Raw genomic sequence first — 19,702 nt, forward strand, 5'->3', positions numbered from 1 at the left:
GCCCCGTATCCGTTCCGAGCGTCCCGCGTTCGAGCTGCACTACCCACACATGGTCGAACGCATGCGCTCCGAAGCCCACGTCGGACCCGGCAGCCACGGCGGACACACCACCGAAGTACTCGAACAGGCACGCCGTGCACCCATCAGTACGAGCGACCACGAGCACTCCGGCGACCCGGATCCAGGCAGGGATCTGAAGTAGCAGGTATGCGATAGACCCGAAGAGCCCCTCCCGGTACCCGGGCGGGGCTCTTCGCTTGCAAGAATCGAAACCCACGACCACATTCGGACAGCGGATTCGCACGCGATGCGGATCCGCGCGTGAAGGGAGATCCGGTGGCGTCATCGGACACCGCTGTACTCGTGACGGTCACCGGGCCGGACAAGCCTGGCGTCACGTCGGTTCTGTTCGCTGCGCTCTCACGTCACGAGGTGACCCTGCTCGACGTCGAACAGGTCGTCATCCGGGGACGCCTGACACTGGGCGTACTGCTGAACTGCCCCCGAGATCCCGAACACCTGCAGGAAGAACTCGAAGAGGCCATGTCGACGGTCGGCGTGCACGTCGACGTCGAGATCGGCGCGGACCAGAACGGCAAGCCCGGACTTCCGACACACGTCGTCGTCGTTCTGGGCCGTCCGGTCACCGCCCGCGCGTTCAGCACCCTCTCGCGGGAGCTCGCGCGGCAGGGTGCGAACATCGACTCGATTCGTGGCGTCGCCGATTACCCGGTCACCGGCCTCGAACTGCAGGTGTCGACGACCAACACCTCGCCCGACGCCGATCGTCAGCTGCGCACGGGGCTGTCCGAGATCGCCGCGGGGGTCGGTGTCGACGTCGCGGTCGAACGGGCGGGAATCGCGCGGCGTTCCAAGCGGCTCATCGTGTTCGACGTCGACTCGACGCTCGTGCAGGGTGAAGTCATCGAGATGCTTGCCGCCAAGGCCGGTCGGGAAGCCGAGGTTCGCGCGGTCACCGAATCCGCGATGCGCGGTGAGATCGATTTCACCGAATCGCTGCACCAACGCGTCGCAGCGCTGGCAGGGCTGGACGCATCGGTGATCGACGAGGTGGGCGAGGACCTCGAACTCACTCCGGGTGCGAGGACGACCATTCGAACGCTCCGCAGGCTCGGGTATTCGTGTGGTGTCGTGTCCGGTGGATTCCGTCAGGTCATCGAAGGCCTCGCACACGAACTCGAACTCGACTTCGTTCGCGCGAACACTCTGGAGATCGTCGACGGCAAGCTGACCGGCCGCGTCGTCGGCGAGGTCGTCGACCGTGCCGCGAAGGCGATCGCTCTGCGAGAGTTCGCAGCCCAGTCCGGGGTGCCGATGGAGCAGACCGTCGCTGTCGGTGACGGCGCCAACGACATCGACATGCTCACCGCGGCAGGTCTCGGCGTTGCCTTCAACGCCAAACCCGCCCTCCGCGAGATCGCCGACACGGCGATCTCGCACCCGTACCTCGACGCCGTGCTGTTCATGCTCGGCGTCACACGCGGTGAGATCGAGGCAGCCGACGCCGTCGACGGCGGTGTGCGACGCGTTCCGATCCTGTGAGCGAGTCGCCGATCGAGGACACACCGCGGAGCACGTTCGCCGAACGACACGCAGTCCTCGCGCAGGGCTACGGGGGACGGCCGGACCCCGACGACCCCGCCGATGTCCTCGCGATGCCGATCGTGCTGAACATCCCCAAGGCCGATCCGCCGCCGCGCAGCCGGTTGCTCGAAGCGGCGGCGTCGGCCTCGGTCGCACTGTGCTTCGACGAGCGCGTCGGACCGGGCGGAGAGTGGGAAGAGTCGTTCCGCGCGTGGACGTCGTCACGCATCCGCAAGGTGGCCAGGCGAGCTCGTGGGGCCCATTGGACCGCCGCGCAGGATGTGCCCGGCGTGACCGTGGACGTCGGCGACGCGCAGGCCCGTGCCCTGGTTCCCGGACGCGTCGGCGACCTCGATTCGCGGATCAGGAGACTGCAGATCGGCGGCACCGATCTGAGTCACGACGAACCGGATCGGGTGGCCGACGACCTTCCGGTGCTCTGGATCGACCCGGCGCTCGAGATGACCGTGGGAAAGGCTGCAGCGCAGGTCGGGCACGCGTCGATGCTGCTTGCCGGAACGATGTCGACCGAGCAGTGCGAAGCATGGGCGGCACGCGGTTTCGCGTGTTCGGTCCGCGACGCCGACGCCCAGCAGTGGGCGACGGCCCGCGCACTCGTCGACGCCGGTCGCGCCGCAGCCGTACGCGACGCCGGATTCACGGAGGTGGCGCCCGGTTCGATGACGGTCGTCGGCGTCGCACCCGAGATGTGGCGATAGGGTCCACCGCTTCGAAACTGGCCGTTTCTGCGGAATCCAGTGTGCTCGACACTGAATGCATGCGTACATCGAACATCTCGTCCGGATCGGCCAGGAATCTCGTACTGCGCCTCGGCGCTCTGTACATCGGACTATGGCTGTACGGGTTGTCGATGGCCGCGATGATCACGGCAGGACTCGGCCTCGACCCGTGGGACGTCTTCCATCAGGGGATCGGTTGGCACGTCGATCTGAGCTTCGGGACCATCACGGCCGTGACGGGAATTCTGGTGTTGCTGGCGTGGATTCCGTTGCGCCAGAAGCCAGGACTGGGCACCGTCAGCAACGTCGTCGTCATCGCGATCGCAGTCGACGTGTCGCTCGCGTGGTTACCCGACGTCGATTCGCTCGCGGTACGCATCCCGTTGATGTTGGCGGGCATCGTGACCAACGGCTTCGCGACGGCGTTGTACATCGGTGCGGGCATGGGGCCCGGCCCGCGTGACGGACTGATGACGGGCTTCGTGGCGCGAACGGGCCTGTCGATCCGTCTGGTTCGCACCTGCATCGAGATCACCGTCCTCGCGACGGGTTGGCTGCTCGGCGGCAACGCCGGAATCGGAACCCTGTTGTACGCCTTCGGTATCGGGCCGATCGTGCAGTTCTTCGTCCATCACCTTCCGACGCTGCGCAGCACGAGCACGGTCGAACCCGACAGCGACAGTGGCGAACCCGCATCGATGGCCGTCGCGTCGACGGGCGTGCCGTCGGCAGTGCTGGAATCGAAGACGGCGACGAATCTTTCGGCCGCCCAGGGCGGGCACGCCAGCGATACTTCGGTCGGGCCGCCGGAGTGCAGGACGAGCAGCGAACTGGCATCGTCGACGCGATGCCCGTCCGAGGCGTAGGAGCGTACGTCGCCGCCGTCCACCCATGCCTGGATGGTGCGGATCGAATCGTCGTGCCACTGGTCGGTCGTCAGTTCGTTGCCGCGTCCGTCGAACCAGACGAGATCCGGCCTGCCGCTGGGAGTATCGCGCCCGAAGAAGAATTCCTGCTGGCGCAGTGACGGGGCGCTTCGTCTGATCCGCAACAGTCGCGAGACGAACGCGAGGAGATCGCGGTCGGCGGATTCCCAGTCGATGGCCCACGACCGATCCGCGGGTGCATCCTCCGGCACGCAGTACGCATTGTTGTTGCCGCCCTGCGTGTGTCCGATCTCGTCGCCGGCCAACAGCATCGGCGTCCCGGTCGACAGGGTCAGCGTGGCGAGCAGTGCGCGGACGTGGCGGCCCCGCGCAGCGATGACATCGGGATCGTCGGTCGGGCCCTCGACGCCGTGGTTCTCCGAGATGTTGTTGTCGGTGCCGTCTCGGTTGTCCTCACCGTTCGCGTCGTTGTGCTTGCGCGAGTACGACACCAGGTCGCGGGCGGTGAAGCCGTCGTGTGCGGTCACGAAATTGACCGAGGCCCAAGGCTTTCGGACGCCGCCGCCGAAGATGTCCTCGGAACCCGCTATGCGCGAGGCGAGTTCACGCACGCCGGTCTGTCCCGCCCAGAACCGACGGACGGTGTCGCGGTACCGGTCGTTCCACTCCGACCACATCGCGCCGAACCCGCCGACCTGATAGCCGGCGCCTGTCGCGTCCCACGGTTCGGCGATCAGTTTGCGTGTCGACAGCACGGGATCCGTCGCGATCGCAGTCAGAAGCGGTGCGCGCGCATCGAATCGCCACGCGGGGCGGCCGAGCGTGCTCGCGAGGTCGAAACGGAACCCGTCGACACCCATGTCCGTCGCCCAGTAGCGGAGACTGTCGCAGACCATGCGTACGACAGCAGGTGACGCCGAGTCGGTCGTGTTTCCGCACCCGGTCAGGTCGACGTCGTGGCCACGTCCGTCGAGAAGGTAGTAACCGGGCGCGTCGAGCCCACGCCAACTGATGGACGGACCGTCGACCGAGCTCTCGCACGTGTGGTTGTAGACGACGTCGAGTATCACTTCGATACCGACCGAGTGCAGCGCGTCGACCATCGTGCGGAATTCGGCGATCTCGGCTCCCGGCGTCGACGCGAACCGTGGATCGGGTGCGAAGAACGCGCCGGTCGAGTATCCCCAGTGATTGCGCATCCCCCGGGCACGGACGCCCGGCTCGGTGATCGTCGCATGCACCGGCAGCAGTTCGACGGTCGTCACGCCGAGGCGGGTGAGATGGTCGAGTACTGCAGGGGCCGTCAGTCCGAGATAGGTGCCGCGATGCTCGGCCGGTACGTCCGGGTGCCGGGCAGTGAACGCGCCGACGTGCATCTCGTAGACGACCGTTCGATCCCACGGGATGCCGGGCCGGGGTGCGCTCGGAGGTACGTCGGGCGCGGTAACGACCGCCAGCGGCACATGGCCCAGTGAATCCACGGTGTTCGGACGCCCGAACGGGTCGTCCTCGTAGGCGAGGAGAGCCTCCGCCGATCCGACGGTGCCGTGGATCGTGCGCGCGGCGGGATCGAGCAGAATCTTCTGCGGATTGAATCTGCGGCCGTCCGACGGGTTCCACGGGCCGTGCGCTCGGATTCCGTACTTCGTTCCTGCTTCGACGCCCTCGACGAACCCATGCCAGACGCCGTACGTACGGCTGCCGAGTGCGATGCGACGCTCGCCGCCGTCGTCGTCGATCAGGCAGATCTCGATGCCATCGGCGTCCGGCGAGTGGACTGCGAATTGCGTACCACCTTCGCCGACTGTTGCCCCGAGCGGGAAAGGGGACCCCGGTGCGGGACGGTTCGCCGAGTCGGGCTCGCCGACGGTGTGATGAACATTGGACGACACGCATACAGATCCTGCCGTGAAAGCCCGACGAATGTGGGACAAGATAGACCTCGTGTCCGAACCAGATCCCGATCTCCTCATCGACTTCGACGACGTACTCATCAGGCGAGGTGGTGTGACGCTTGTCGGCCCTGTGACCTGGCAGGTGGAGCTCGACGAGCGCTGGGTCGTCCTCGGTCCGAACGGGGCAGGCAAGACGTCGCTGATGCGCATCGCAGCCGCCGAGGTGCATCCCACCTCGGGCGTCGCACACGTGCTCGGTGAAGTGATGGGCAAGGCCAACGTCGCGGACCTCAAACCGCGCATCGGTCTGTCCTCCTCCGCGCTGGCCCACCGCATTCCGGCCGACGAGACCGTCGCCGATCTCGTCGTGTCCGCCGGGTACAGCGTGCTCGGCCGGTGGCGTGAGCGGTACGACGACATGGACACCGAGCGTGCCGTCGACATGCTCGAGAGCCTCGGTGCCGAACACCTCGCGAACCGCACCTACGGAACTCTGTCCGAGGGCGAGCGCAAGCGTGTGCTGATCGCTCGCGCCCTCATGACCGACCCGGAACTACTTCTTCTCGACGAGCCGGCCGCGGGTCTCGACCTCGGTGGACGCGAGGAGCTCGTCGCCCGCCTGGCCGATCTCGCCGCCGACCCGGACGCGCCCGCGACGGTGCTCATCACGCACCACGTCGAGGAGATCCCACCGGGCTTCACGCATGCACTGTTGCTCAAGGAGGGTGGAGTCGTCGCGCAGGGCCTCGTCGACGACGTCATCACCGCCGAGAACCTGACCGAAGCGTTCAGCCAGTCGATCACGCTCGATCGCGTCGACGGCAGATTCTTCGCGCGCCGTACGCGGGCCGGAGCACAGCACCGCCGCTGATGTGATGGCCGTTACGTAGGTCCGGTAGATTTCTTTCAATGTCCACAGCCAGCGGTGCCTCGACCCCGTCCGATCTCGCCGACGTCCCGGTGCGCGACGCGTCGACCGTGATTCTTCTGCGCGACGCGGCTGCGGGTATCGAGGTGTTCCTGCTGGAACGGGTCGGTGGCATGGCGTTCGCCGGCGGCATGACGGTGTTTCCCGGGGGAGGCGTCGACTTGTCCGACGCCGACACCGGACTCGAGTGGACCGGACCGAGCGCGTCCTGGTGGGCCGAACGATTCGGTGTGGACGAGCGCAAGGCCACAGCGCTCGTGTGTGCGGCGGCGCGGGAAACGTTCGAAGAATGCGGCGTCCTGCTCGCCGGACCGACTGCGGACTCCGTCGTTTCGGACACGCGCCGCTTTGCCGACGACCGCGGTGCACTCGAACGACGGGAGCAGACGTTCGGCGAATTTCTGACGCGCAACGAGTTGGTGTTGCGCGCCGACCTGTTGCGTCCGTGGTCGAACTGGATCACTCCGGTGGGGGAGAAGCGTCGCTACGACACCCGGTTCTTCGTCGCGGTGGTGCCGGAGGGGCAGACCGCGGACGGCGAGACCAGTGAGGCGGCGTCGGTCGGATGGCGTTCGCTGGATGCTGCGCTGGAGGACTGGCGTCGCGGCGCGACGATCCTGCTGCCTCCGACGTGGAGTCAACTCGCGGGACTGACGACGTTCGACGGTGTCGATGCCGTCCTGGCCGCGTCGCCCGACGTCACGCCCATCCAGCCGGATCTCTACCACTCCGACGGCGAACTACGCGTCGATTTTCCGGGCCAGGACGCGTACTACGCGGGCAGCACCCACCCGTGGGCAGACCGTTAGGTCCGCCTACCGGTAGCGTGAGCGCCATGGCTGAGTACGTGACTCTCGAGGTAGCAGACGGCATCGGCACCATCCGCCTGGACCGTCCCCCCATGAACGCGCTGAATCGTCAAGTGCAGGAAGAGATTCGTGACGCGGCCCGGGCGGCCACCGTCGACTCGTCGGTCAAGGCCGTCATCGTGTACGGCGGCGAGAAGGTATTCGCGGCAGGCGCGGACATCAAGGAGATGCTCGAGCTCACGGCCGCGCAGATGTCGGCCATCATCGGTGATCTGCAGTCCGCGCTCGGGTCGCTCGCTGCCATCCCGAAGCCCGTCGTCGCCGCGATCACCGGCTACGCACTCGGCGGCGGACTCGAGGTCGCGCTCGGCGCGGATCGTCGTATTGCGGGCGACAACGCCAAGCTCGGTGTCCCGGAGATTCTTCTCGGCGTCATCCCCGGCGGCGGTGGCACCCAGCGGCTTGCGCGCCTGGTCGGTCCGAGCACGGCGAAGGACATGGTCTTCACCGGTCGGTTCGTCGGAGCCGACGAGGCTCTGCGCATCGGCTTGGTCGACGAGGTCGTCGCCCCCGACGAGGTCTACAACGCCGCACGTGCGTGGGCGTCGCAGTTCACGACGGGTGCGGCCCGCGCTCTCGCCGCCGCGAAGGCGTCGATCGATCAGGGTCTCGACACCGATCTGAACACCGGTCTGAAGATCGAGGCTCAGCAGTTCGCCGCGTTGTTCGCCACGAAGGACCGCACCATCGGCATGGAGTCCTTCGTTGCCAACGGACCTGGCAAGGCGGAGTTCGTCGGCGAGTGAGGTCGGCAAAACTGGAACTTGTTCATTCACTACCGGATAGTAGGCTGCCCTCATGACTGCAAGCCCACACGACGGCAACTCCGATGCACCCGCATCGTCTGCCGCAAGCGCCGTGAACGATCCTGCTCCCAACCCGCACGCCACGGCCGAGCAGGTCGAGGCTGCCCGAAGCGACACCAAGCTCGCTCAGGTGCTGTACCACGACTGGGAAGCGGAGACGTACGACGACAAGTGGTCGATCTCGTACGACGAGCGCTGCATCGAGTACGCGCGTGGGCGTTTCGACCAGGCGGTCAGCGGCCAGCCGGGTGCGCAGGACGACCTGCCGTACGGTCGTGCCCTCGAATTAGGTTGCGGCACAGGGTTCTTCCTGCTCAATCTGATGCAGGCGGGCGTCGCGGAGAAGGGTTCGGTCACCGACCTGTCGCCGGGCATGGTGAAGGTCGCCCTGCGCAACGCCGAGCACCTGAACCTCGATGTCGACGGACGCGTCGCCGACGCGGAGACGATCCCGTACGAGGACAACACCTTCGACCTCGTCGTGGGCCATGCGGTGCTGCACCACATCCCCGACGTCGAACAGTCTCTGCGCGAGGTGTTGCGCGTGCTCAAGCCCGGTGGACGCTTCGTGTTCGCCGGCGAACCGACGACCGTGGGCAACTTCTACGCTCGCTGGCTCGGCCGTGCGACGTGGGAGACCACCACGCGTGTCACCAAGCTGCCCTTCCTCGCGAGCTGGCGCAAGCCGCAGGCCGAACTCGACGAATCGTCCCGCGCCGCGGCACTGGAAGCCGTCGTCGACCTGCATACCTTCGACCCCACCGACCTCGAGAACATCGCGCGGAGCGCAGGTGCGGTGGACGTACAGGCCCAGACCGAAGAGTTCGCCGCGGCACTGCTCGGATGGCCGGTGCGTACGTTCGAAGCCGCCGTTCCGGCGGAGAAGCTCGGATGGAACTGGGCCAAGTTCGCGTTCGGCGGATGGAAGACGCTCAGCTGGGTCGACGAGAAGGTCCTCAGGCACGTGGTGCCGCGCGGATTCTTCTACAACGTGATGATCACCGGAGTGAAGTCCGACTGATCGAATCATGAGTTACGGCTTCACCGGCGCCGACATCGACTTTCTGACCAGCGATGTCGGCGTCGCCGCATTGCGCGACGTCGACGAACGGCCGTTGGACTCGGCGTCGATGCTGTCCGACATCTCGATTCTGCGTGCCGCGCACGGAGATCGCACCGCCGCACTCGTCGAGACGACGCGTCTGCGGCGCAAGGCGGCTACCAAGATCGACGGAGCCGAGCGGTGGTTGCTGACCGACGACGCCGTCCAACAGGCGACACCGACACCTGTCGCCGTACGCCGCGCGCAGCGTCTCGAGGGTCGCGACGTACACGACGTGACCTGTTCCATCGGAACGGAATTGGCGGCGCTGTCGACGACTGCTCGAACCGTCGTCGGTAGCGATCTCGATCCGGTGCGCACACGGATGGCATCGCACAACGTCCCGGGTGTCGCGGTACTGCGTGCCGATGCCCTGACTCCGACCACTCGTGGAACGGTCGTACTCGCGGACCCGGGCAGGCGTGCCGGTGGAAGGCGCACGCACGATCCTGCAGCGCTCGAACCGCCCCTGCCGTCGTTGCTGGGCGCCTATGCCGGACGCGATCTGGTCGTCAAATGTGCGCCCGGTCTGGACTTCGACAGGCTCGGATGGGAGGGCGAAGTCGAAGTCGTGTCCCTGAGCGGCGGTGTGCGGGAGGCATGTCTGTGGTCGACGGGCCTCACCCATGACGGAGTGCGTAGACGCGCAACGGTGTTGGCGTCGGACGGTTCGTCGTTCGAGGTGACCGACGCCGAACCCGACGACATCGACGCCGGCCCCGTGGGCGAGTGGATCGTCGATCCGGACGGGGCGGTGGTGCGCGCGGGACTCGTGCGGCATTACGGTGCGCGTCACGGTCTGTGGCAACTCGACCCTCGAATCGCCTATCTGACCGGCGACTCGGTTCCCGAGGGCGTCAACGGATTTCGTGTGCTCGAACAAATCAAGTATTCCGAGAAGACACTGCGGCAGGCGTTGGCGTCGAGGCGCTGCGGCTCGGCCGAAATTCTCGTCCGAGGTGTCGACGTCGATCCCGCAGTGCTGCGACCGAAGCTCAAGCTGCGGGGAGACGTCGCCCTGTCGGTGGTCATCACGCGTGTCGAGCGTTCGGCGTTCGCGTTCGTCTGCGAAGCACGGCGCCCCGGTGGTTCGAGCTGATCCCGACGGCTCGAATCAGGGCGCGTAGGTGAAGATCTCGCCCAGATTGGTCGACGTCACCATCTGACCTTCCGGTCCGACCGACGTGCCGACCGTCGATCCCTGCGCGCCTGGAAGGGTGCTTTCGGACAGAGTCTCGCCCGACGAACCGTCGAGCGACGTCAGTACCAGATCGTCGCCGCGGCGGACGACCGTGTGGACGACACCGTCCGCGCTCTGCACGGGTCCGCCTGCCTGCTTCAGATCGTCACGGGCCCACACCTGCGTGGCGTGGTCGCCGTCGTCGCGGATCGACTGCACGATGCCGTCACCACCCGCGGGCACGATCGACCCGTCCGCCGACACGGACGGCGACGCCGACACGCCGAATCCAGCACCGTACGCCCACTTCGACGCCCCGTCGCCGGCGCCGTACGCGGTGAGACGGCCGTCGACGTCCGCGACGTAGACGGTCTGCCCGTCCGCCGACAGGACCGGGCTCGACGTGACCGCTGCCGGCAGCAGTTCCGAGGACCATCTCTCGGTGATGGAGGGAGTCGCATGCGCGTCGTAGGACAGCGACACCAGTTGCGGCGCAATGGCTCCCGGGCGCCACAGCACGAGGTAGATCGATCCCATATCGAGGTCGACAGCCGGGCCTGCGCCGACCGGGCATTCCGGGGATCCGATCGTGCAGTCGTCGAGACCCGTCGTCGGCGCGAGGAAGTTCGTGTCCGGAGACTCCAGGAAAGAAGGCGGCTCGATCAGATCGTGGATCGGCACGGTCAACTGCCCGGTCTGTGTGTCGAGCACGTTGACCTGGCCGAGATGCGTCACGGCGAGCACACTGCCGTCGCCGAGGAACTGTGCAGACCGGGGAACGCCGTACACCGGTGTCCGCCAACGTAATTGACCGTGCTCGTTGAACGACGAGAATCCGCCGTCGTCGCCGACGTACACATTGGCGACCGAGTCGACGAGAGGTGTGGCCGTCGGGACGGACGGTCCGACGCGGTTGCACCACCGCTTGCGGCCGGACTCCATCTCGAACGAGAAGAGGTTGCAGCCTGCGTCCGAGTACGTGCCGACGAACATCTGTCCGCTCGCGGCGATGGAGATCGGGGATCCCACCGCGCCACCCAGCGGGCGCGACCACTGCAGTTCGACGTCGGTCGATCCGTCGTGGCCGGTGGAGCTGCTGTTTCGAGAATCACCGTGCGCAGCGGGCCATGCTCCGGGAGCGAAGGCGTCGACGGTGTCGCTGCCTCCGCAGGCGGTGGAGGCGACCAGTGCGGCGGTTGCCACTGCCGCTGCTCGAGCGAACGTTGCCCTGCCGCCACGCACCGTGCTTTTCTCCCTCGTCTCAGGTCGCGTGCATGGTTCGCCGGGCACGCGCGTCGCACAAGAGACTATCCCGGCACCGATGTCCGCCGACGAAGCGGCCGTGCGGGGCCATGGTGGAGTGAGCGCGGCCGGTTATCTAAGGTGCTCGGTATGACGAGTATGTGGAACGCGCCGTTGCGTTCGCGCTGGCGGGGATCGAGACGGCGCGACGACGAACAGGCACGTTTCCTGACGCTCGATTCCCTGCGGTGGGTTCTGCAGAACAAGGCCTACACGCCGTGGTACCTGGTGCGGTACTACCGTCTGGCGAAGTTCAAGGCCGCCAATCCGCACGTGATTCTGCGCGGCATGGTGTTCCTCGGCAAGAACGTCGAGATCCACTCGACGCCCGAGTTGTCGAGGCTGGAGATCGGCCGCTGGGTGCATATCGGCGACGGCAATGCCATTCGGTGCCACGAAGGCTCGCTGCGGATCGGCGACAAGGTGGTGTTCGGCAAGGACAACGTCGTCAACACCTACCTCGACATCGAGATCGGCGCGTCGACGCTCGTCGCGGATTGGTGCTACATCTGCGATTTCGACCACCGCATGGACGACGTGACGACGCCCATCAAGGATCAGGGCATCGTCAAGGGTCCCGTCCGCATCGGCCCGGACACGTGGGTCGCGGCGAAGGTCACGGTGTTGCGCGAGACCAACATCGGACGTGGATGCGTGCTCGGCGCGCACGCGGTGGTCAAGGGAACGATTCCGGATTACAGCATCGCCGTCGGTGCACCGGCGAAGGTCGTGCGCAACCGCAAGGCCGACTGGGAAGCAGGCGCGGCGGCGCGCGCCGAGTACATCGCCGCGCTCGAGGACATCGAACGCAAGAAATCGCTGAAGGCAGCAGAAGCCGCCCGCGGCGACTCAGCTTCGTTCGGGTAGCGCGCGTTCGACGATGACCGGCCTGCCGAGCGGATAACGCACCTTCCGCTTGGCTTCGAGGTAGACCTGCGCGGTTGCCTCCGCGACGTGCTTCCAGTCGAAATCGACCGTCAACCGAGCACGCGCGGCCTCAGCACGTTCCTGCGCCTTGTCCACGTTGTCGAGAACCGACCGCACGGCGGTGGCCAAGCCGGCGACGTCGCCGGGCTCGAACGACAGGCCCGTCGTGCCGTGAACGATCGCTTCACCGAGCCCGCCCGCGGTCGACGCCACGAGCGGAGTTCCGGCTGCCGCGGCCTCGAGCGCGATGATGCCGAAAGGCTCGTAGCGAGAGGGCAATACGATCGCGTCGGCGCCGTGCAGCCACCCGAGGAGTTCGGTGTGATCGAGCGAACCGAGGAACGACACCGCACGTGCGACGCGGTGCGTGCGGGCCAGCTGCGACAGCCACGCGAATTGTGTTCCCTCACCGGCGATGTGAAGCGTCGTGCCGGGGTGACTACGACGGATGCGGGGGAGTGCAGCGATCGCGTCCTGGACCCCCTTCTCGTACTCCAGCCTGCCGACGTAGAGCAGCTTGGCCGGTTCCGAGCGCGGTTCGCGACGCCGAAAGCTCCACGTTCGGATGTCGATGCCGTTCCTGATGACGGTGACGGCGGCGTCCTTGATACCGAAAAGCCGTGTCACCTCGTCCTTCATCGATGTCGAACACGTGATGACGGCGTCGGAGTCGTTGGCCAGCCACCACTCGATCGAGTGGACCTGACGGTTGATCGGCCCCGAGATCCAGCCGCTGTGCCGCCCTGCTTCGGTGGCGTGGATGGTCGACACCAGTGGGACGTCGAAGTGCTCGGCGAGCGCGATCGACGGATGTGCAACCAACCAGTCGTGCGCATGGACGACGTCGGGTTGCCAACCGTCACCGAGTCCCGGCTTGCCGAGGGCGATACCCGCCCGAACCATCGCGTGTCCCATCGCAAGGGTCCACGCCGCCATGTCCTCACCGAACACGAAGTGCGCGGGATCCTCGGCGACAGCGACGACGAGGACGCCGTCCTCGATGCGGTGAAGGGTGGGGTGCGTCGAGGCGTCGGTACCCGTCGGGCGACGCGACAGGACCACCACCTCGTGGCCTGCCCGCACCAGTTCGGTCGCCAGATGATGTACGTGCCTGCCCAACCCGCCGACGACGACGGGTGGGTACTCCCACGACACCATCAGAATCTTCACTCGGCCGCCCCTTCGTCACGATGATCCCCACGCAAACGTCTGGCGTCGAGTCCGGGGAACAAGCCGTCGGCCCGATTCCACCGTTCGGCGAGTTCGGCGGCCCTGCCGACCGGACCCCGCGCGACCGCGTCGGCGATCTCCCGCAGCGCGTGCGCATGGATGTGCGCGCGGTCGCGGGCATATCCTGCGGCGGAGTCCTTGCTGACCATGAACGCCCAGTCGCTTGCCAGTGCCAACAGTGTCTCACGCAGAATCTGGTCGTCGACCCGGTTGCGCAATACGGGCCCGTCGGACTCGCGAGACGCGTTCTTGTCGATCGTGTCCAATGCCAGGGCCGAGACCTCGGCGTTCAGCGTCACCAGGTCGGCGACGGCGTCGCCCGCCCAGACACGCCAGTCCTTGCCCGATCCCCACGACGACTTCTGCAGGTCGACGGGCGTGCCGACGTAGCCACGCGTCCGAGCGTCGTCGAGCGTCCCGACGTCGATTCCGGCCTCCGGCAATGCGCGCAGTACACGCTCCAGCCACACCGGGCCCTCGAACCACCAGTGGCCGAACAGTTCGGTGTCGAAGGCAGCGACGACCAGGGCGCCTCGTCCGATTCGGTCGGACTCCTCGCGCAGGCGTCGTCGAACCGAATCGACGAAGTCGGCGACGTGCTTGTCGATGGCAGCGGATGCGCGTTCGGGATCGTAAAGTTCCTTGTCGGCGGAATCGACGGTCCGGCCCGTCACCCGTGCGTGCTTGAGCCCCGTCGCGTGGTCGTAGGTGTGGAAGTCGCGATACGCGGGGTGGCCCGGATATCCCGATTTCGGCGACCACACCCGATAACTGACCGTCAGATCGCGACCGAACGCGACGACGTCGGACTCGCGAACGGGACGGCCGAGTGTCGTGTCGCCGCGCAGCGCCGGGCCGTCGACCATGAAATGCGTCACCCCCGCTGCGGCATAACCGAATTCCATGCCCGGTGCGTAGGCGCATTCCGGAGCCCAGATGCCCGTCGGGCGGGTGCCCCATCGTGACCGGGCATCCGAAAGCCCCTCGGACAGCGAGAATTCGCGCAATCGCTCGTCGAGGAGAGGCTGGAACGGATGTGCGAGCGGGCCACCGAGCAACTCGACCGTTCCGGCGTCGACGAGTCGGCGAATCGCGGCGGAACCCCCATGGCGCCACTGTGTTTCGAACGTGTCGAGAGCGTGCGACGCGGCCCTGTGCTCACGCGTCGACAGTCCGCGATCGGTCGCCTCGTGCGCACGCAGCTGCCAATTGCCCAGCCAGTGATGCATGCCGGACAGGCAGTGCGGGTCGTCGAGTTGGGCGGCCAGCACGGGAGTGATGCCGAGCGACAGCAGGTTCGTGCGGCCCTCGTCGGCCAGCCGGCCGAGCATCTCCACCAACGGCAGATACGAGCCGGCCCACGACTGGTACAGCCATTCCTCGCCCACGGGCCACCGTCCGTGATTGGCGAGCCAGGGAAGGTGGGAGTGCAGAACCAGGGCGAACATCCCTGGCTCGGTCACCGGAGTGCGGCGTTCGCTCACTCGCTCACCGAGGTCGCAGGCTTCGTTGCGACGGCCACCAGATCGAGGCTGGCATCGATGTCGGAGGTGCGAATGTCGAAGTCGCACGAGCGAATTCCCGCGACATCGGCCGTCAGATCGTCGGGCCACGGCTCGCCCGCGAGTGCACGTTCGATCTGCGCGTCGATGAACGAACCACCGTGTTTGGTGTCCAGGGCGCGCAGGACCGAGCCGTGGTGCACGCCTGTCATCGTCTCGACCGTGAATCGAGCGTCGCCCAGCATTTCGGTGAGTTCGGCGGCATTCAGCTCACGGGTGTGGAACGGATTCAGGGGAGTGTCACGCCCGGGGGAGAACGTGATGCGGTTCGGCGTGCTGATCAACAGAACTCCGCCAGGGGCGAGTACGCGGTGGCACTCGGCGAGAAATTGAGCCTGGTCCCACAGATGCTCGATGACCTGGAAATTGACGACGACGTCGATCGAGTCGTCGGCCAGGGGTAGCTGCGCCAGGTTCCCGCGCAGCATTCCGACGCGGGGATAACGCGTCAGGACGTGCGCTGCCGCCGACGCGTCGTAATCGAGGCCGACGACGGACGTCGCGACGTCGGCGATCATGTTCGCGCCGTAGCCCTCACCGGAACCGGCCTCCAGTACGACCTTGCCCGCGCAACGATCTCGCAGGTGCTCGTAGACGACTTCGTGCCGACGGAACCAGTAGTTCTCCTCGGCGATGCCGGGAACCGTGCGCTCCCCGGTGAGGGGTAACGGTTCGGGCGCGCCGTCCACGACGGAACCTGCGTTCGATGAATCGCTCACCGACGAGAGGGTAATGCCTCTACTGCCCAGTAGGACAGCGACGGGCAGTCCCTGGCGTGGCCCTCCTGGATGTATGGTCAGGCGGGAAACGCAGTAAGTTACCCATCGGTAACTAGACATGGGGTAATCTACGGCCAGGTGCTAGAACTGCAAGAACCCATACGAACACTCGATTCAGCGGAACATGACCAGGAGGTCGACGCAGACCCATGACGAACATCGTCGTATTGATCAAGCAGGTTCCCGACACGTGGTCCGAGCGCAAGCTGACCGACGGTGACTTCACCCTCGATCGTGAAGCCGCCGACGCCGTGCTCGACGAGATCAACGAGCGCGCGGTCGAGGAAGCACTGCTCATCAAGGAGTCCAAGGGTGGTGAGGTCAAGGTGCTGTCCGCAGGCCCCGACCGCGCGACCGACGCCATCCGCAAGGCTCTGTCCATGGGCGCCGACAGCGCCGTCCACCTGAACGACCCTGCGCTGCACGGTTCGGACGCGATCCAGACCGCATGGGCACTCGCAGCGGCACTCGGCCAGATCGAGTTCGAGAACGGCGAGGCCACCGAGCTGATCATCGCCGGTAACGAGGCCACCGACGGCCGCACCGGAGCCGTTCCCGCGATCATCGCCGAATACCTCGGCATCCCGCAGTTGACGCAGCTGCGCAAGCTCGTCGTCGACGGCGACAAGGTCTCCGGAGAGCGCGAGACCGACGAAGGCATCTTCGGCCTCGAAGCCACGCTGCCCGCCATCGTCAGCGTCACCGAGAAGATCAACGAGCCGCGCTTCCCGTCCTTCAAGGGCATCATGGCCGCCAAGAAGAAGACGGTCCAGACGCTGACCCTCGCGGACATCGGCGTCGAGGCAGAGACCGTCGGTGTCGAGAACGCAGGCACCACGGTGACCTCGTCCACGCCGAAGCCTCCCAAGACTGCTGGTGAGCGCGTCACCGACGAAGGCGACGGCGGAGACAAGATCTCGGCCTACCTCGTCGGCCAGAAGATCATCTGATCGCCCACCCCAAGCAGCCAGACCACAAGAGGAGAAGCTAGAACATGGCAGAAGTACTTGTGCTCGTCGAGCACGCAGAGGGAAGCCTGAAGAAGGTCAGTCTCGAACTCATCACCGCGGCACGCGCTCTCGGTGAGCCGTCGGCAGTCGTGACCGGTCCGGCCGGCACCACCGACAAACTCGCCGACGCCTTGACCGAGGCCGGTGCCGAGAAGATCTACGCTGCCGAGTCCGACGACGTCGACGGCTTCCTGTTGACCCCGAAGATCGACGTGCTGTCGTCTCTGGCCGAGTCGGTCAGCCCCGCCGCGATCATCACCGCGTCGAGCACCGAGGGCAAGGAGGTGGCCGGACGTCTGGCTGCACGCCTCGGTTCCGGCCTGCACTCCGACGTCGTCGCGGTCAACGGTGACGGCAGCGCCGTCTACTCCATCTTCGGTGGCGCGTACACCGTCGAGGCCAAGGCCAACGGCGACGTCCCGGTCATCTCGGTGCGCCCCGGCGCAGTCGAGGCAGAGCCGAAGGCAGGCGCGGGCACCCGCGAGACGGTCGAGGTCCCGGCCCAGGAAGAAGGCGTCACCAAGGTCACCTCGCGTGACCCGATCGTCGGTGGCGACCGTCCCGAGCTCACCGAGGCGTCGGTCGTCGTCTCCGGTGGACGTGGCGTCGGCAGCGCGGACAAGTTCAACGTCGTCGAGGAGCTCGCCGATTCGCTCGGTGCCGCCGTCGGTGCATCGCGCGCCGCCGTCGACTCCGGCTACTACCCGGGCCAGTTCCAGGTCGGACAGACCGGTAAGACGGTCTCGCCGCAGCTGTACATCGCGCTCGGTATCTCCGGCGCGATCCAGCACCGCGCAGGTATGCAGACTTCGAAGACCATCGTCGCCGTCAACAAGGACGAGGAAGCACCCATCTTCGAGATCGCGGACTTCGGTGTCGTGGGCGACCTGTTCAACGTCGCCCCGCAGCTGACCGATGCGGTCAAGAAGCACAAGGGCTGACACGTCGTAGCCGAATCGGCCCCCGTACCCACTGGGTGCGGGGGCCGAACTGTGTGATACAGCCGTTCACACAACGTGTTCGGACACGTAACCCAGGTGATGCGCGGACGGTGCTGAAGCTCGTTAGACACAGCATCATGACCACTTCAGTCATGACCTCGGCCGCAGCGGAACTCGCGACCACCGCTCCCGCCGCGCCTGCCACCGACAGGTACTCGCTGGTCCTCTCCACGGACCGCTACCACCGGGAAGCCGCACAGCGGCTTCGCTACGACGTGTTCGCCTCCGAACCGGGGTTCGAGATCCCCGCCGACACGAACGGCCTCGACGCCGACCGATTCGACGACTTCTGCGACCATCTTCTCGTCCGTGACAACCTGACCGACGATTTCGTCGGCTGCTACCGCATGCTCCCGCCCGACGCCGCCGCTCGCGCGGGCGGCTACTACAGCGCAACGGAATTCGATCTGTCCGCACTCGATCCAGCGTCGTCCCGGGTCGTCGAGATGGGCCGGGCCGTCGTTCGTCCCGAGCATCGTTCCGGCTCGGTTCTCGGACTCATGTGGTCGGGAATACTGCACTACCTCGAAGTGACCGGCCTCGAATGGGTGATGGGCTGCGTGTCCGTACCGATGCAGGCCACGCCGGACGACGAACCCGGCGTCAACGTTCGCGGCGTGCGCGATCTTCTGCTGACCAAGCACGCCTCGCCGGCCGACCGGCGGGCGATCCCACACAATCCCGTCGTCGTCGACGGCCGTACGCTCGACGACCTCGTTCCCCCGGCCCGACCGTCCGTGCCGCCGCTGCTGCGCGGGTACCTGCGCTTGAACGCGACGATCTGTGGCGAGCCCGCTCACGACCCGGACTTCGGTGTCGCCGACTTCGTCGCGCTGCTCGGGCTCCGCGAAGCCAACACGCGATACCTCGACCGACTCAGAAGTGCCGCCGCGACCTACGACTCGCAGGCCGGCCGATGACACGCCGAGACGTCGCGGCGACCTCGGCCCCGCCCGAGATCGATCACGCGTGGATGCCGTCGAGCCCGTGCGGCGACAGCTGCATCGGACGTGACACGTCGGCGGCCCGGACCGTCGTAGTCGTTCTGCGAACGCTCCTCGCCGTCACGGCGCTGATGCTTCTGCCGATCCTGATTCTCGTCGGGGTGGCGTCTCCGCACGCGCGGCGGAGTGTGACGCGCTTCGGGGCCAGGATGCTGCTGTTCGCGATCGGGATCGGCCTGCGCGTCGACGACCAGCGGTCGGTGCGGGAGAAGTCCAGGACCGAGGGCGGCGCGCTCGTCGTGGCCGGCCACGTCTCGTGGGCCGACGTCATCGTGCTCACCGCGCTGCGACCTGCGACGTTCGTCGCCCGCGGCGATCTGATCGACTGGCCGGTTCTCGGAGTTCTCGCCCGCGCGATGAAGGTTCTGCCGATCCACCGACGCAGCCTGCGCGCACTGCCCGGCACCGTGGAACAGGTCGCGGACCGGCTGCGCGCGGGCGGCACGGTCGTCGCATTCCCCGAAGCGACGACGTGGTGTGGCCGTGCCTACGGGTCGTTTCGCCCGGCGATGTTCCAGGCTGCCGTGGACACCGAGACATGGGTTCAACCGGTCCGACTGCGCTATGTCGACGCTTCCGGTGAGCAGACGACGTCGACGTGCTTCGTCGGCGACGAGACGATCGGACAATCGATCTCGAGGATCTTCCGGCTCAAAGGGATCGTCGCCGAAGTCGGACTCGCGACGCCGGAACCGCCGGGAAACGATCGTCGAGACCTCGCGCGGCGGTGCGAGGCATCGGTGCGATCCGGCGATGCGCTGAGCGCCGACCTGCACGGTGTGATCGCCGGGAACGTCGTACTTCATTCGGCGATGCAGCAGGGCGCCTGACCCTCGGCGGAATCTCGCGCGTTCTTCCGGCTCACGCCGAGCGGC

17 protein-coding genes and 1 pseudogene are annotated in these 19,702 nt (G+C 66.7%); 13 read left to right on the forward strand and 5 right to left on the reverse strand.

Translation table 11 applies throughout. The annotated features are described in order from the left end of the window. The 3 genes and pseudogenes from DK926_RS24880 to DK926_RS24890 all read left to right on the forward strand — a co-directional run. Positions 1-202, forward strand: a pseudogene (locus DK926_RS24880) (cytochrome ubiquinol oxidase subunit I); the annotation flags it as partial. Between the two features lie 134 nt (positions 203-336). Then, positions 337-1,563, forward strand: a complete 1,227-nt coding sequence (gene serB, locus DK926_RS24885; RefSeq protein ID WP_114332654.1) for a phosphoserine phosphatase SerB — start codon at positions 337-339, stop codon at positions 1,561-1,563. Further along, positions 1,560-2,324, forward strand: coding sequence for an aminoacyl-tRNA hydrolase (locus DK926_RS24890; RefSeq protein ID WP_243637013.1), 765 nt, complete (start codon positions 1,560-1,562; stop codon positions 2,322-2,324). Before serB ends, DK926_RS24890 begins: the two co-directional genes overlap by 4 nt. A gap of 652 nt (positions 2,325-2,976) precedes the next feature. Here DK926_RS24890 and glgX read toward each other — a convergent pair. Continuing rightward, a complete protein-coding gene (glgX, locus tag DK926_RS24900) occupies positions 2,977-5,124 on the reverse strand; it encodes a glycogen debranching protein GlgX (RefSeq protein ID WP_243637014.1) in 2,148 nt (715 codons plus the stop codon). 31 nt (positions 5,125-5,155) lie between these two features. Between glgX and DK926_RS24905 the strand changes: the two genes are divergently transcribed. From DK926_RS24905 to DK926_RS24925, 5 genes are read left to right on the forward strand one after another with little or no spacing between them, the layout of a single operon-like run. Next, positions 5,156-5,998, forward strand: coding sequence for an ABC transporter ATP-binding protein (locus tag DK926_RS24905; protein WP_068428365.1), 843 nt, complete (start codon positions 5,156-5,158; stop codon positions 5,996-5,998). Between the two features lie 38 nt (positions 5,999-6,036). Continuing rightward, positions 6,037-6,864, forward strand: a complete 828-nt coding sequence (locus DK926_RS24910; protein ID WP_114332631.1) for an NUDIX hydrolase — start codon at positions 6,037-6,039, stop codon at positions 6,862-6,864. 26 nt (positions 6,865-6,890) lie between these two features. Beyond that, positions 6,891-7,670: an enoyl-CoA hydratase-related protein gene (locus tag DK926_RS24915; RefSeq protein ID WP_114332632.1), complete on the forward strand. Its 780-nt coding sequence runs from the start codon at positions 6,891-6,893 to the stop codon at positions 7,668-7,670. Positions 7,671-7,722: 52 nt separating this feature from the next. Beyond that, positions 7,723-8,751 carry a class I SAM-dependent methyltransferase gene (locus DK926_RS24920; RefSeq protein WP_068428373.1) on the forward strand — a complete coding sequence of 343 codons (1,029 nt, stop codon included), beginning with the start codon at positions 7,723-7,725 and terminating at the stop codon, positions 8,749-8,751. Between the two features lie 7 nt (positions 8,752-8,758). Beyond that, entirely contained in the window at positions 8,759-9,931 is a 1,173-nt protein-coding gene (locus DK926_RS24925; protein ID WP_114332633.1) for a class I SAM-dependent methyltransferase, read from the forward strand. Between the two features lie 15 nt (positions 9,932-9,946). Here DK926_RS24925 and DK926_RS24930 read toward each other — a convergent pair whose 3' ends face one another. After that, positions 9,947-11,215 carry a PQQ-binding-like beta-propeller repeat protein gene (locus DK926_RS24930; RefSeq protein WP_243637015.1) on the reverse strand — a complete coding sequence of 423 codons (1,269 nt, stop codon included), beginning with the start codon at positions 11,213-11,215 and terminating at the stop codon, positions 9,947-9,949. 189 nt (positions 11,216-11,404) lie between these two features. Between DK926_RS24930 and DK926_RS24935 the strand changes: the two genes are divergently transcribed. Then, positions 11,405-12,181: an acyltransferase gene (locus tag DK926_RS24935; protein WP_114332635.1), complete on the forward strand. Its 777-nt coding sequence runs from the start codon at positions 11,405-11,407 to the stop codon at positions 12,179-12,181. Here the strand turns inward: DK926_RS24935 and DK926_RS24940 are convergent. Genes DK926_RS24940 through DK926_RS24950 form a run of 3 tightly spaced genes read right to left on the reverse strand, consistent with a single transcriptional unit; the run spans position 12,164 to position 15,752 of the window. Continuing rightward, on the reverse strand, positions 12,164-13,411 hold the full coding sequence (locus tag DK926_RS24940) for a glycosyltransferase family 4 protein (protein ID WP_114332636.1): 1,248 nt from the start codon (positions 13,409-13,411) through the stop codon (positions 12,164-12,166). The two genes, DK926_RS24935 and DK926_RS24940, sit on opposite strands and share 18 nt — an antisense overlap. Next, entirely contained in the window at positions 13,408-14,919 is a 1,512-nt protein-coding gene (locus DK926_RS24945; protein WP_114332656.1) for a glycoside hydrolase family 57 protein, read from the reverse strand. Before DK926_RS24945 ends, DK926_RS24940 begins: the two co-directional genes overlap by 4 nt. A 32-nt stretch (positions 14,920-14,951) precedes the next feature. Continuing rightward, complete coding sequence (locus tag DK926_RS24950) at positions 14,952-15,752, reverse strand: class I SAM-dependent methyltransferase (protein WP_243637016.1); 801 nt, start codon at positions 15,750-15,752, stop codon at positions 14,952-14,954. Positions 15,753-15,961: 209 nt separating this feature from the next. Here DK926_RS24950 and DK926_RS24955 point away from each other — a divergent pair, with 209 nt between their 5' ends. The 4 genes from DK926_RS24955 to DK926_RS24970 all read left to right on the forward strand — a co-directional run bounded on the left by DK926_RS24955 (position 15,962) and on the right by DK926_RS24970 (position 19,657). After that, positions 15,962-16,762 (forward strand): electron transfer flavoprotein subunit beta/FixA family protein, encoded by an 801-nt coding sequence (locus DK926_RS24955; RefSeq protein WP_068428390.1) that lies wholly within the window; start codon positions 15,962-15,964, stop codon positions 16,760-16,762. A gap of 44 nt (positions 16,763-16,806) precedes the next feature. Further along, a complete protein-coding gene (locus DK926_RS24960; protein ID WP_068428393.1) occupies positions 16,807-17,763 on the forward strand; it encodes an electron transfer flavoprotein subunit alpha/FixB family protein in 957 nt (318 codons plus the stop codon). A gap of 137 nt (positions 17,764-17,900) precedes the next feature. Next, positions 17,901-18,743 carry a GNAT family N-acyltransferase gene (locus DK926_RS24965; protein WP_114332638.1) on the forward strand — a complete coding sequence of 281 codons (843 nt, stop codon included), beginning with the start codon at positions 17,901-17,903 and terminating at the stop codon, positions 18,741-18,743. After that, the gene (locus DK926_RS24970) at positions 18,740-19,657 is read left to right on the forward strand and encodes a lysophospholipid acyltransferase family protein (RefSeq protein ID WP_114332639.1); all 918 of its coding nucleotides are present in this window, start codon (positions 18,740-18,742) and stop codon (positions 19,655-19,657) included. The genes DK926_RS24965 and DK926_RS24970 overlap by 4 nt, the downstream gene beginning before the upstream one ends. Positions 19,658-19,702 lie beyond the last annotated feature (45 nt).

The sequence above is a fragment of the Rhodococcus sp. Eu-32 genome (genome assembly GCF_003336925.1).
Classification (GTDB): Bacteria; Actinomycetota; Actinomycetes; order Mycobacteriales; family Mycobacteriaceae; genus Rhodococcoides; species Rhodococcoides kyotonensis_B.